At 61.4% G+C, this 12,804-nt stretch carries 9 protein-coding genes and 1 tRNA gene; 4 read left to right on the top strand and 6 right to left on the bottom strand.

Going from position 1 to position 12,804, the window contains the following annotated elements; all coding sequences use genetic code 11:
- Nucleotides 1-34: 34 nt before the first annotated feature.
- Nucleotides 35-1,114 carry an AbrB family transcriptional regulator gene (locus DMZ65_RS01390; protein WP_116597114.1) on the bottom strand — a complete coding sequence of 360 codons (1,080 nt, stop codon included), beginning with the start codon at nucleotides 1,112-1,114 and terminating at the stop codon, nucleotides 35-37.
- A 117-nt stretch (nucleotides 1,115-1,231) separates the two neighbouring features.
- Between DMZ65_RS01390 and DMZ65_RS01385 the strand changes: the two genes are divergently transcribed.
- On the top strand, nucleotides 1,232-2,350 hold the full coding sequence (locus DMZ65_RS01385) for an acetoin utilization protein AcuC (RefSeq protein WP_116597555.1): 1,119 nt from the start codon (nucleotides 1,232-1,234) through the stop codon (nucleotides 2,348-2,350).
- A gap of 210 nt (nucleotides 2,351-2,560) precedes the next feature.
- Here DMZ65_RS01385 and DMZ65_RS01380 read toward each other — a convergent pair.
- The 5 genes from DMZ65_RS01380 to DMZ65_RS01360 form a co-directional block, all read right to left on the bottom strand.
- A tRNA-Gly gene (locus tag DMZ65_RS01380) sits at nucleotides 2,561-2,635 on the bottom strand.
- 56 nt (nucleotides 2,636-2,691) lie between these two features.
- Nucleotides 2,692-3,408: a GIY-YIG nuclease family protein gene (locus DMZ65_RS01375; RefSeq protein ID WP_116597113.1), complete on the bottom strand. Its 717-nt coding sequence runs from the start codon at nucleotides 3,406-3,408 to the stop codon at nucleotides 2,692-2,694.
- A gap of 19 nt (nucleotides 3,409-3,427) precedes the next feature.
- On the bottom strand, nucleotides 3,428-4,573 hold the full coding sequence (locus tag DMZ65_RS01370) for a DNA cytosine methyltransferase (protein ID WP_116597112.1): 1,146 nt from the start codon (nucleotides 4,571-4,573) through the stop codon (nucleotides 3,428-3,430).
- Nucleotides 4,574-4,926: 353 nt separating this feature from the next.
- On the bottom strand, nucleotides 4,927-6,969 hold the full coding sequence (locus DMZ65_RS01365) for an ASKHA domain-containing protein (protein ID WP_116597554.1): 2,043 nt from the start codon (nucleotides 6,967-6,969) through the stop codon (nucleotides 4,927-4,929).
- A 92-nt stretch (nucleotides 6,970-7,061) separates the two neighbouring features.
- The gene (locus DMZ65_RS01360; RefSeq protein ID WP_116597111.1) at nucleotides 7,062-7,343 is read right to left on the bottom strand and encodes a hypothetical protein; all 282 of its coding nucleotides are present in this window, start codon (nucleotides 7,341-7,343) and stop codon (nucleotides 7,062-7,064) included.
- Between the two features lie 142 nt (nucleotides 7,344-7,485).
- On the opposite strand from DMZ65_RS01360, the gene guaB reads away from it, so the two are divergent.
- From guaB to DMZ65_RS01345, 3 genes are all read left to right on the top strand, one after another.
- Nucleotides 7,486-8,934 (top strand): IMP dehydrogenase, encoded by a 1,449-nt coding sequence (gene guaB, locus DMZ65_RS01355; protein WP_116597110.1) that lies wholly within the window; start codon nucleotides 7,486-7,488, stop codon nucleotides 8,932-8,934.
- Between the two features lie 268 nt (nucleotides 8,935-9,202).
- Complete coding sequence (locus tag DMZ65_RS01350) at nucleotides 9,203-10,354, top strand: RsmB/NOP family class I SAM-dependent RNA methyltransferase (protein ID WP_116597109.1); 1,152 nt, start codon at nucleotides 9,203-9,205, stop codon at nucleotides 10,352-10,354.
- Between the two features lie 127 nt (nucleotides 10,355-10,481).
- Nucleotides 10,482-12,782, top strand: coding sequence for an ATP-binding protein (locus DMZ65_RS01345; protein WP_116597108.1), 2,301 nt, complete (start codon nucleotides 10,482-10,484; stop codon nucleotides 12,780-12,782).
- Nucleotides 12,783-12,804: the final 22 nt, after the last annotated feature.

Below are 12,804 nucleotides of genomic sequence, written 5' to 3'. Positions count from 1 at the left end.
TGGCTTGCGCGGCAAGTTTGACGTGTTCGTCCAGCTATGGGATGCGTTGGCTTAAATTCAACCGACGCGCAACGAGGCTGAGTTCCAGCACTGTCAGCAGGATGCGGATCAGATGGTGTATGCTGACCAGCGCCGGATTGGCCGAAAGGCTGAGGGCCACCAGCGACATCTCTGTCACACCGCCCGGCGCAAAGCTCAGTAGCATATGCTCGAACGGAATGCCGGTGGCGGCATGTAGTGCCCATGCAAACCCCGCGCCGATCACCATCATATAGGACACCGATAACAGGCTTAGCCCCACTGATCGTGTCAGCATCCGCCCGGTCACGCCGACAAACCGCATGCCAAGCCCGACCCCGACCACCACCTGCGCCACGCCGATGACCCATCCCGGCAGATGCAGTGGCATCAACCCCGTCACGTTAAGCGCGCCGGTCAGAACCAGCGGCCCGATCAGCTGGGCGGCTGGCAGCCGTATGCGGCGCCCGACGGCCTGGCCCAGAAATACCAAAAGCCCCATCAGCACCAACCCGGCCCAAAGTGGCAGATCCCCGGCCGTATGGCCCATCGGTGCCATCCCGGCGGCGCTGCCAACCGGGGCGCCTCGCCAGATCGAAAATCCCAGAGGCAGAAGACCCACCACCAGAATGATCCGCAGGAACTGTTGAATCGACAACACCCGGATATCGGCACCAGAGGCATCGCCAAGCGCAATGCTTTCCATCAGCCCGCCGGGCGACCCGCTGAAGAAGGCGGTCGATTTTTCCATGCCGCCGATATGTCGGAAAATCAGATAGTTGCCTCCATGCGCCAGGATCACGAACAGCGTCAGCGCGACCACGCTGAGCGGTAGAAACCCCAGATGCGCGATCATCTCTGGTGACACCTGGGTGCCGATCATCACGCCGATCACGCCTGTGAAGGTCTCTCGCAGCCTGCGCGGAAAGACATAATCGCCGAGCAGCCGATCAGGTGTCGTGGCCACGATCACGGCAATTGCCGCGAGACTGCCCAGCATCCACGGCATCGGCAGATGTAGGCTCGCAGCCAGAACGCCCCCGGCAGCGCCGGCCAAAAGCATGATCCAGGTGATGAGTAGGAATCGCGGTCTCATATTCCGCGCCGGTTCTTGAACATGCTCTCCGAATATCGCCATGGCCGGTGGCTTGCAATCGGGGCTTGGCGGGTTGCGGCCTTGGCAAGCGCGGGCAGGGCGCTAATCTGCGGTTACATGCAAACGCCCTTGTTCATCGGTTCCAATATCTATCGCGGGTCCAGCTACGGGCGGATGCACCCGCTGTCCATTCCGCGCGTGCCGACCGTGATGGACCTCGCCCGCGCCATGGGGTGGCTGCCGCACGCGCAATACAGGGTCTCGCCGCGCGCGCGTCCCGCCGGACTGACCACATTTCACACTCCGGCCTATATCGCTGCCCTTCAGGCGGCAGAGACCGCACAGGCCGTGGATACACAAACACAGGCGCGTCACGGGCTGGGAACTTTGTCGAACCCGGTCTTCCCCGAGATGTTTCGCAGGCCGGCCACCGCTGCGGGCGGGGCGCTCCTTGCGGCCGAGCTGCTGGTCCACGGCGGCACGGTTTATAATCCCGGTGGCGGCACGCATCACGGAATGGCGGATCGGGCAGGCGGTTTTTGCTATCTCAACGATCCGGTTCTGGCCATTCAACGCCTGCTTGCCCTGGGCTGCGGGCCTGTCGTCTATATCGACATCGACGCGCATCATTGCGATGGCGTCGCCAGTGCCTTTGACGGTGCCGAGGATGTGCGGATGATCTCTGTCCATGAAGAAGCGCGCTGGCCCTTCACCGGCGCGCTGGGGGATGTGGCAGGAGGGGCTGCGCTGAACCTGCCGGTGCCGCGCGGATTCAACGACGATGAGTTCGCGCTGGTGCTGCACGAGGTGATCTTGCCTGCCGCTGCGGCGTTCCGGCCCGGCGCGGTTGTGCTGCAATGCGGTGCTGACGCGGTGGCCGAAGATCCGTTATCGCGGCTGTCGCTGTCCAACAACGCGCATTGGCAGGCCGTCAAAAGGCTGCGTAATCTCGCACCACGGCTGCTTGTCCTGGGGGGCGGGGGATATAATCCGTGGTCGGTCGGGCGCCTTTGGACGGGGGTTTGGGCGACCCTGAACGGGCACGCAATCCCGGACCATCTGCCGCCCGAGGCAGAGACTGTGCTGCGCGGCCTGACCTGGAGCCGCGCCGCCGGTCGCAACCCGCCCGAGCATTGGTTCACCACCCTGCGCGATGCGCCGCGCAATGGCCTGATCCGCGAAGAGGTTCGCATGCGTGCAAAAGCTCTGACAGCGCGGCTGCTTGTGCAGGTTTGACATGCGGATTAACGCGCTGACGGGGGTAACATACGCAGGATGTACGCAAGGCGCGTTGAAGCGGGTGAGGCAAAATCAACCCTCGCCCGGAGCTTGGAAAACATGTGTGCCAGGCAGGATTACTGCTTTGCTTGTCGTGGGTTAGGTTGGTTTAACGATCAATTTCGCCGGCAATATGAAGGCAGGTCCGGTGTGCCTGCAATTTGATGGTGGAGCGGGTGATGAGATTCGAACTCACGACATTCTGCTTGGGAAGCAGACGCTCTACCCCTGAGCTACACCCGCGACACAGTTCTGATACTGTCTCGTGGGGGACTTCGCAAGGCATCAAGTGAGTGCCGCTAGTTGTTTTCGTCGTCTTCGGTTTCGACCGACGACGCACCGCCCAGAGCGTTGTAGCGGCGTTCGGCCAACCATTGCAGACGTTTCGCCTGCGTGACAAGGACGCGACGAAGCCCGCCTTGGACCTTGCGCTCTGATATGACTTGCGCAAGGCGCGAGATGATCAAGGCGCGCCGAGCAATGCGAAAGTCGGGGTGTGACCTGATCTTGTGAACGTCGTCCGAGACGAGCCGAAAGCGGAGCGAAGGTGGCTTCGTGATCACCATTGTCGGCGCTGGTGGATCCTTTTCATTTAGAACCGCCTTGAACGTGCTGCCTGCTATCGCCTCCTGATACACAAGATCTTCCAGCGCGTCTAAATGCGCTTTCGCGTCGGGGTCGGTTGCGCCGGTTTTCTGAAACTGGGGAAGCGGCCAAACTTCGACCTCGTAAACCTCGAACGGATCAAGGACCGACATTGCAACGGCGTCTGTCCGCTGATTTGTCAGGTGCCGCCTAATTCGGGTGCTCACCTTTTCCTTTGTCTGTCCGACGTAGATAGGTTCGCCATCATAATCGAAGAACGCATAGACGCCCCACTTGAAACTGCCGATTGCGCGCGGCTTTCCCGTGATCGGATCATCGAATTCCTGAATTAGAAACTTGGTCAAATTTGACCGAAGATCCTCGGTCTCAAAAGGCGGATAATTGGTGTCGTCGGGATTTCGGTCAGCCATGACCGACACTTACCGGATTTCAGGCAACCAAGGCGAGTCGATTCCGCTTCAGGATCGGTTCAAAGATTGCCTCGGCCAGATGCCGAACCACCGGAGCGGCAACACCGTCCCCTGCGAGCTTGTAGGCGTCGTTGTAGCGCTCTGGCAGGACGTAAGTGTCAGGCAGGCCCATAAGAGAAGCCGCTTCGCGTGTCGAGAGCAGGCGCGAGCGCACCTTTTTTCCCTCTACCAGCATGATTGTCTGACGGCTCGATCCTCCGGCGGGCGTGCGTAGGCATCCAGCAATCTGGTCAAAGCGCACCTCCGCGCGCTGCCGCTTCACACCGTTGGCATCGGCGCGCGTGCGCCTGTATATCGTTCCAACCACGCGCCCTTTACACTGTTTGGCTGCGTCAACCTTCTTGCGGTTGTGATCGGTCATCATGTCGAGCAGATACTTCGTTTCTGCTTTGGTGTGCCATTTCACACCTGTTGGCTTATCTTCGATCAGCGAAGCCAGGTTCGTATTCCGTGCCGGGGGCGTCGGAAGACTCCACCAGCGCCAACGCGACGCGGCTGTTCGTGAAAGCAGGTTGCACCCCTCGACCAACGCGGCCGGATGCCACAGCGCACAAGGCCCATCTGCTGTCTGCCCCTCCGGGATCGTCAGGTCGCCGCGAATGCCCACCATGAAAAACCGTGGGCGCGACTGGGGCAGGAAGTGAACCGCATCGACAACGACCGCCCCGAATCTATACCCGAGGCCTGAGAAAGCAGCACAAAGCGTTGCGAAATCGCGACCACCGTTGCTGGTGATCGCCCCATAGACATTTTCGAGCGCGATGATCTTGGGGCCGCGACCGCCGGCGTGAAGCGAGCGCATCAGTTTCCAGAACGGTTTGAACATACCGCTACGCTTGCCCGCAAGGCCCGCGCCATTGCCCGCGAGTGAAAGATCCTGGCAAGGGAAGGACGCCCACACAAGGTCTGGCGATCCGGGCAGTTCATCCACCGTGACCTGAGAGACATCCTTAAGCAGCAATTCTTTCCCGCCATCGTGGTTAGCGCGATAGCTTGCTGCCTTCTTCGGGTCTATGTCGTTTGCAAACAGACATCGCCAATCCGACCCGAGGCCGAACCCGGCCATGCCGCCACCTGCAAAGAAATCGTAGTATGTGTGCGGCATGATCCCTCCTTCGCTAAATGTGATTAGCCCAAGCCAATATCGCTTGTCCAAGGTTAACCTTCGGTGCCTGCGGAAGGTGGCCTGAAAAGTTCTGCGGAGCAAGAACAAAAGTGGAACCTTTAGGGCATTTCTGGGCGAATTCCGCTGAAGGTGTGAATGCCGCCTGGCTCTTTGACGTGAAGCCGGTGCAGGCGATCTCGGATGTGGGTGGATCCATAGCAGATGCACGTTCGCCAGACACGGCATGACGTCGCGAAGTGAAGCCCCGTCGCCGGACTTGTACAACAACGTTCACGCAGCAGCTTCGCCACAGCGCCCGTTATCCCTTGGCGCTGAAATCCGCGACGTTCCGATCAGTTGCTGCGCCGGCGTCTGCGTCGTCCGCCTTTATCCTCGCCGCCGGAATTGAAATTAACGGCGGGCAGGGGCGCGATTGCGGACAGGTTCGGGAACGGATCGGTCGCATGGGGGATGGCGTTGGCATTGACGAAATGTTCCTGGAATTTCGGCTCGATCGCGGTTTCCACCTTGACGACGTTGCGCACTGTGGTCTCGATCTCGGCGCGCGCCGCGACATTGCACAACGCGATCCGCGCGCCGGTGCCGGCGGCATTTCCGGCGCTGGTCACCTGGTCAAGCGGCACGTCCGGGATCATCCCCAGCACCATCGCATGCAGGGGCGAGATATGCGCGCCGAAGGCACCCGTCAGCACCACACGGTCAACCTGATCCACGCCCATCTCGTCCATCAGCAGGCGAGAGCCTGCATAAAGCGCCGATTTCGCAAGTTGAATGGCGCGGATGTCCCCTTGGGTCACGGTGATCAGCGGGCCGCCCTCGGCGCTGGCGTCATGGATGACATAGGAATGCGTCCGGCCTTCGGGGATGTTGCGCGCTGTGCCGGTCTGCGCCGCCGACCCGATCAACCCGGAAGGGTCCAGCAGACCCGCCATGCGCATTTCTGCCACAGCCTCGATGATGCCGGATCCGCAGATACCGGTGATGCCGGTCGCTGCCGTCGCGGCAGCAAAGCCGTCCTCATCGGACCAAAGCTCGCATCCGATGACGCGAAACCGCGGCTCGCGGGTTTGCGGGTCAATCCGGATCGCCTCGATCGCGCCGGGGGCGGCGCGCTGGCCGGAACTGATCTGTGCACCCTCAAAGGCGGGACCGGTGGGGGAGGAACAGGCCAGCACACGGGTCGAGTTGCCCAGAAAGATCTCGGCATTGGTGCCGACATCCACGATCAGCGACAGATCCTCGCGTTTGCCCGGCTCTTCGGACAGCGCCACGGCGGCGGCATCCGCACCGACATGGCCCGCGATACAGGGCAGGATATAGACCTGCGCGCTGGTGTTGAGCGCCGTCAGATCCAGATCGCGGGCGGGGAAGGACAGGCTGTCGGAGGTTGCCAGCGCAAAAGGCGCCTGACCCAGTTCGAGCGGGTCGATGCCAAGCAGAAGGTGATGCATGACCGGATTGCAGACAAAGACCGCCTCGACGATCAGGCGTTCGGCCACGCCGGTCTCTGCCGCCAGTTCGCGGATCAATGTATCAAGCGCCTCGCGCACGGCTTGCGTCATCTCGACATCGCCGCCGGGGTTCATCATCACATAGCTGACCCGGCTCATCAGATCCTCGCCGAACCGGATCTGCGGGTTCATGATGCCCGACGATGCCTTGACCTCGCCCGTCGCAAGATCGGTCAGATGCGCGGCGATGGTGGTGGATCCAAGATCAATCGCCAGCCCGTAAAGCCCGTCCTCATGCAGGCCCGGCCAGACATCGATCAGGTGATGCGCGCCCGGCAGATGCGATTTGTGCAGGGCAACGGTGATCTTCCAGTTGCCCTTGCGCAGAACCGGTTGCAGGCGGGCAAGCGTGGCCAGATCCGTCTTGATTTCCGGAATGTCCCACTGCGCCTTCAAGGCGCGTTCCAGACGCTCGAAGTCGCCTGTGGGTTCGTGCATGTCGGGCTCCTCCACCTCGACATAGTAAAGCCGCGTGGCGGGGTCCATCTCGATCACGCGGGCCGAGGCTGCCTTGCGCACCACCTGCCGGTGGACCTGGCTTTCGGCAGGCACGTCGATCACCACGTCGCGCTGGATGGTCGCCTGACAGCCCAGGCGGCGGCCGGATTTCAGCCCGCGCTTGCTGTCATAGCGTTCCTCGACCGCGTTCCACGGCGACAGCGCATCGGGGGCCACCGTCACGCCATGCTTGGAGAATTCGCCATAAGACGGCGTGACCTGACATTTCGAGCAGATGCCGCGACCGCCGCAGACGGAATCGAGATCAACGCCCAGCTTGCGCGCCGCAGTCAGGACGGGTGTGCCAACGGCAAACCGTCCGCGTTTGCCGGAGGGGGTGAAAATCACGAGGGGATCGGTGCTCATCTGCGCCTGCCTGTCTGCTGTTCTGCCGCAACTGGGTGTGCGGCGACCATAGCCATTGCGGCGAAAGGTGAAAGGCCGGAAACGCCGGAACATCAGGCGACACCGGCATTCGCGTCAATCTGTCTGCCTGACACATCCGCATACCGGCCGCGCAAATGCACGGCCCGCGCGTTTGTGGAAAAGGATCTGCGCTGCGTCCACGCAGGCTTGCGCCGCATGGATCTGGTCTCGTCGAGCGTCGCGCAATCTTCGGTTTGCACGGCACAAGAGGCTGCGCCAGGGCTGGCCAGGCCGATGTCGATTGCGTTGCAATGCGGTGCCCTTGGGGTTCTTGCCGGGGCCCAGATGCCGGTGTCATCTAGGTGCGTCATCATGGCGGCCGTGTCGGTCCCGGCCAGAGCAACGGCAATTGGCAGGTGCCGGATGGGGCGTGGTTGCACGTTTCACCCTTTCCTTTTCGGCCACCTCGTGAGATAGGGACGCGTCAAACGACGCTCCCACCGAAAGGTTACTGCCATGGAGATTCGCGAGGCGCTTACCTTCGACGATGTTCTGCTTGTTCCCGCAGCTTCCAGCGTGCTGCCCAGCACCGCCGACACCCGCACACAGGTGACCAAGGCGATTGCGCTGAACATTCCGCTGCTCAGCTCTGCCATGGACACGGTCACTGAAAGTCGGATGGCGATAACGATGGCACAGGCCGGCGGGATGGGGGTGATCCACCGCAATCTTGATATCGAACAGCAGGCCCGTGAAGTGCGCCGGGTCAAGCGGTTCGAATCCGGCATCGTCTACAGCCCGGTAACGTTGACGCCGGATCAGACGCTGGCGGATGCCAAGGCGCTGATCGAACGCTATAACTTCACCGGCTTTCCCGTGGTGGACGAAAAGGGCCGGGTGGTCGGCATCGTCACCAACCGCGACATGCGCTTTGCCGAACATGATGACACGCCCGTGCGGGTGATGATGACCTCGGACAATCTGGCGATCCTTCAGGAACCCGCGGATCGGGACGAGGCCAAGAACCTGATGAAGGGCCGGCGGATCGAAAAGCTGCTGGTCACCGACAAAAGCGGCAAGCTGACGGGCCTTCTGACGCTGAAAGATACAGAGAAGGCCGTGCTGAACCCGACCGCCTGCAAGGACGATCTGGGGCGGCTGCGCGTTGCTGCGGCCTCGACCGTGGGCGATGCCGGGTTTGAACGCAGTCAGGCGCTGGTCGATGCCGGTGCCGACATGATCGTGATCGACACGGCGCATGGCCATTCCGAGGGCGTGGCGATCGCCGTCGAGCGTGCCAAGGCGCTGTCCAACGAGGTTCAGGTCGTCGCCGGCAATGTCGCCACGGCAGAGGCGACACGCGCGCTGATCGGCGCGGGGGCGGATGCGGTCAAGGTGGGCATCGGGCCGGGATCCATCTGTACCACGCGCATGGTTGCAGGCGTCGGCGTACCGCAGCTGACCGCGATCATGGATTGCGCCCGAGGGGCGGGGGATATTCCGGTGATCGCCGATGGCGGGATCAAGTTTTCGGGTGATTTTGCCAAGGCGATTGCCGCAGGCGCGTCCTGCGCGATGGTCGGCAGCATGATTGCGGGTACGGATGAAAGCCCCGGCGAAGTCATCCTTTATCAGGGCCGCACCTTCAAAAGCTATCGCGGCATGGGGTCATTGGGCGCGATGGCAAGCGGTTCTGCCGACCGGTATTTTCAGAAAGACGCCGCCAGCGACAAGCTGGTGCCGGAAGGCATCGAGGGTCAGGTTCCCTACAAGGGCACGGCGACGGCGGTGATCCATCAACTGGTCGGGGGCTTGCGCGCGGCGATGGGCTATACAGGTTGCGCCACGGTCGATGAAATGCGCCGGAACTGTCAGTTCGTAAAGATCACCGGGGCAGGGCTTCACGAAAGCCATGTGCATGACGTGCAGATCACCCGGGAGTCGCCGAACTACCGGATTGGCTAATCGGGGCGCGACGTCTGCGTCTGGCAGCGTCAATCTGCGGCTGGCGATGATCCGCGCGGCTCACTGGCTCCGGTTCCGCGGCGTGTCGCGCTCTGTAAAGGGTATGTTCGTAGAACAGTGGCGGTCATCACGGCATATTGGCTTTATGACGCAGCCCTTCACGTCTTCTGACAGTATGGCTCGCGCAGAGGTCTCTGGCTTCGATCAATTTCGGCATTGAAGACGATCTATCAGGAAGCGATTTTGAAATGACGCATGAGGTTCTGACGTGACGCCTGCTGCCCGCTACCAAGCTGCCATCGAGGTTCTGGACCGTGTCACCACGGGGGTCGCTGCCGAGCAAGCACTGACCAACTGGGCACGCGGCGCACGTTTCGCCGGGTCCAAAGACCGCGCGGCGGTCCGCGACCACGTCTACACCGTGATCCGGCGCAAACGAAGCTGCGCGGCGCTCGGCGGAGGCGAAGCCGGTCGCGCGCTGATCCTTGGTTTGCTGCGCGATGAAGGTGCGGACCCGGCTGACGTATTTACGGGCGAAGGCTACGGGCCAGAGCCGCTGACTGGTGCTGAACTGTCCGCGGGGCGCGCGCCAGACAGCGCCGAAGCCCTGGACATGCCGGACTGGCTGCTTCCACGGCTCAAGGCGTCACTGCCCGAGGTGGAGCCGACCGCGCTGGCTCTTCGGGAACGGGCCCCTGTTTTCTTGCGCGTCAACAGGTTGCGCGGAACAGTTGAGGTGGCACTAGAGTCTCTTTTGGCCGAGGGGATCGCCACGCAACCGCATGGTTTGTCTCCCTCTGCGCTGGACGTCACAGAGGGCGCGCGCCGGGTGCATCTGTCTCAGGCCTATGCCGAGGGTCTGGTAGAGCTTCAGGACGCCGCCAGCCAGGCCGTCGTCGATCAATTGCCGTTGCGCGCGGGAATGCGCGTGCTGGATTATTGCGCTGGCGGCGGTGGCAAAGCGCTCGCGATGGCGGCACACCTGTGCGGCCCGGTCGAAGCCCATGACGCAGATCCGCGCCGCATGTCTGATCTGCCGAAACGCGCAGCGCGGGCGGGGGCGCAGATCGCGCGGATTGACAAGCCCGACGGGCTCTACGATCTGATCCTCTGCGATGCGCCCTGTTCAGGCTCCGGTGCGTGGCGTCGTTCGCCTGAGGGCAAGTGGGCGTTGACCGAGGCCCGGTTGCAGGAATTGCAGGATATTCAGCTGGATATTCTTCGTGAGGCGTCGGCATATCTGACCACGGATGGGCATTTGGCCTATGTCACATGTTCGATCCTGTCCGATGAAAATGACATTGTGATTGACCGGTTTCTGGCGGATCGCCCGGACTGGCGCGTTGCAGACCGGCGACAGTTTCTGCCTGTCGATGGCGGTGACGGCTTTTTCCTGGCGCTGATGTCGGCGGATGCTTGACCGGGACGCACAACCTTGAGACGATATTTTCAGCTTTAACGAGCGGTTAACGAATCTCTCGTCGTAATGGCCGGGATGAGAAACACAGGGGGTCGCCTTGGCCTATACGGCATTGAATCCCGGACCGATGACGCGCGCTTCTGACCGCGTCTCGCAACGGCTTGGCTGGTTGTTGATGGCCGCCGGTTTGCTATTGGCCCTGTCCTTTCTGGTCAGTTCGTACCAATTACAGTTGGCGTTATCGGTTGGCGGGCTGACGGCGGCTTGTCTGGCGGCGCTGTCCAGATCTTTGACATATCTTCACAAACGTCGCCGCGACCGTGCATATGATGCCTTGGCCGAGGTTATCGCCCATGACAGCGCCTTTGCATTTTTCACGGATCCCGAGGGGGAAATCATCTTTCGCAACCAAGCGGCCGAGGCACGTTATGGAAAAAGCGAAGGCACGACGCTGGCCGGTGAGTTGCGGGATATCCTCGCCAATCCCGGCAATGTGCTTTACCGGCTGCAAACGCGCATCAACGCGGGTGGGACCGCACGCGAAGAGGTCGTGACCCGGCAGGGTAGCGTGCGCATTTCGGTGCACGCGCTTGGCCGCTCCGGCTTGCTGTGGCGTGTCGAGGAAGGCACCGCGACCGAAAAGCCGTCGTCCTGTGCCGCAATGAAACATGTGCCGATGCTGACACTTGGGCGCAATAACGTTGTCATTTCCCTGAACGCAGCCGCGCGTGAGATGGCTGGCCATAGGATTACATCGCTTGATCGCCTGATTCTTGATCCGCCGCTTGTGTCGGGAACCGTGCATCGTATTCAGACCGAAGATGGCGTTGTGCCGCGTTTGGCGACTTGCGTTCCGGCGGGTGTCGGCAAGTCAGAACTGTTCTTGCTGCCCGCACCCAGGCAAACCGCGACCGATGATGCCGCGGCTGCGTTTGATGCGCTGCCGGTGGGCCTTCTCAAACTTTCACCAAACGGCGCGGTGCTGCGGTCCAACAAAGAGGCGCGGGCGCTTTTTGGCGACACCTGCACCAATGGAAAACAACTGTCGGACTATATGGAAGGCCTGGGGCGACCGCTGACCGACTGGATACAGGAAATGGCTTCGGGACGTGGCACCAGCCATTCAGAGTTTCTCCGGTTGACGCGGGCGGACAAGGAAGTTTTCGTTCAGGTCACATTGAACCGGATTTCCGAGAACGGGCAGACCGCGTTGATTGCAGTCATCAATGACGCGACCGAATTGAAGACGCTTGAAGCGCAATTCGTGCAAAGCCAGAAAATGCAGGCAATTGGTCAGTTGGCGGGTGGGGTGGCGCATGACTTCAATAACCTTTTGACCGCGATTTCAGGGCATTGCGACCTGTTGTTGCTGCGGCACGATCAGGGGGATCCGGATTTCAGCGACCTGGTGCAGATCAATCAGAACGCCAACCGAGCCGCGGCGCTGGTGGGTCAGTTGCTGGCGTTTTCCCGCAAGCAGACCTTGCGACCGGAAGTTCTTGATCTGCGCGACACATTGTCTGACCTTACCCATCTTCTGAACCGCCTTGTCGGTGAGAAAGTCGGATTGGATTTGCGGCATGATCCGGTGCTGAAACCCGTGCGGGCGGACAAGCGTCAGCTGGAACAGGTGATGATGAATCTTGTCGTGAATGCACGCGACGCCATGCCCACGGGCGGTTGTATCGTGATCGAAACCGGCATGAAGGTGCTGAGTGAACCCATGCGCCGTGACCGCGCAGAGGTGGCGGCGGGTGAATATGTGTCGGTGAAAGTGTCCGACGACGGTATCGGCATTCCGCCGGACAAGCTGCAAAAGGTGTTCGAGCCGTTCTACACGACCAAACGCACGGGCGAGGGCACGGGGCTGGGCCTGTCCACGGTCTACGGGATCGTCAAGCAGACCGGTGGTTTCATCTTTGTCGACAGCGTGATCGGGTCCGGGACGTGTTTCACGCTTCTCCTGCCCGCCAGCGAGTTGGAACTGCCTCTTGAAGCATTGCCCAGACCGGCGATTGAGAAACCGGTAATCCGGCATGGCGAAGGTGTGGTGCTTCTGGTCGAGGACGAGGCACCGGTGCGTGCGTTCGCATCCCGCGCGCTGCGGCTTCGGGGATACACGGTGTTGGAGGCGGCCTCTGCCGAGGATGCGCTGAAGCTGTTGGAAGATACCAGCGTCGAGGTCGACGTTTTCGTGACGGATGTGGTGATGCCCGGCATGGATGGGCCTACCTGGGTGCGTGAAGCGTTAAAGACGCGGCCCGACGTGCGTGTCGTCTTTGTCTCCGGCTATGCCGAGGATGTCTTCCGCAATAGCGATGCGCGAATCCCGAAATCGATTTTTCTGCCGAAACCCTTCTCGCTGAGCGATCTGACGGAAACGGTCCACAAGCAATTGTCATATCCGGCACCGGACCGTTTGGCGTAAACTTGCAACGACACTACGCGTT

The sequence above is a fragment of the Primorskyibacter marinus genome (assembly GCF_003313245.1).
Lineage (GTDB): Bacteria > Pseudomonadota > Alphaproteobacteria > Rhodobacterales > Rhodobacteraceae > Primorskyibacter > Primorskyibacter marinus.
Note: the sequence above shows the minus strand (reverse complement) of the source record. Positions and strands in the feature narration are given on the sequence as shown.

Bases quoted from the DNA above. Each gene is read 5' to 3' on its own strand.
- DMZ65_RS01385 (WP_116597555.1), top strand. From the start codon at position 1,232: ATGCAAACGCCCTTGTTCATCGGTTCCAATATCTATCGCGGGTCCAGC.
- DMZ65_RS01365 (WP_116597554.1), bottom strand. From the start codon at position 6,969: ATGAGCACCGATCCCCTCGTGATTTTCACCCCCTCCGGCAAACGCGGA.
- DMZ65_RS01370 (WP_116597112.1), bottom strand. From the start codon at position 4,573: ATGCCGCACACATACTACGATTTCTTTGCAGGTGGCGGCATGGCCGGG.
- DMZ65_RS01345 (WP_116597108.1), top strand. From the start codon at position 10,482: ATGACGCGCGCTTCTGACCGCGTCTCGCAACGGCTTGGCTGGTTGTTG.
- DMZ65_RS01390 (WP_116597114.1), bottom strand. From the start codon at position 1,114: ATGAGACCGCGATTCCTACTCATCACCTGGATCATGCTTTTGGCCGGC.
- DMZ65_RS01360 (WP_116597111.1), bottom strand. From the start codon at position 7,343: ATGATGACGCACCTAGATGACACCGGCATCTGGGCCCCGGCAAGAACC.
- guaB (WP_116597110.1), top strand. From the start codon at position 7,486: ATGGAGATTCGCGAGGCGCTTACCTTCGACGATGTTCTGCTTGTTCCC.
- DMZ65_RS01375 (WP_116597113.1), bottom strand. From the start codon at position 3,408: ATGGCTGACCGAAATCCCGACGACACCAATTATCCGCCTTTTGAGACC.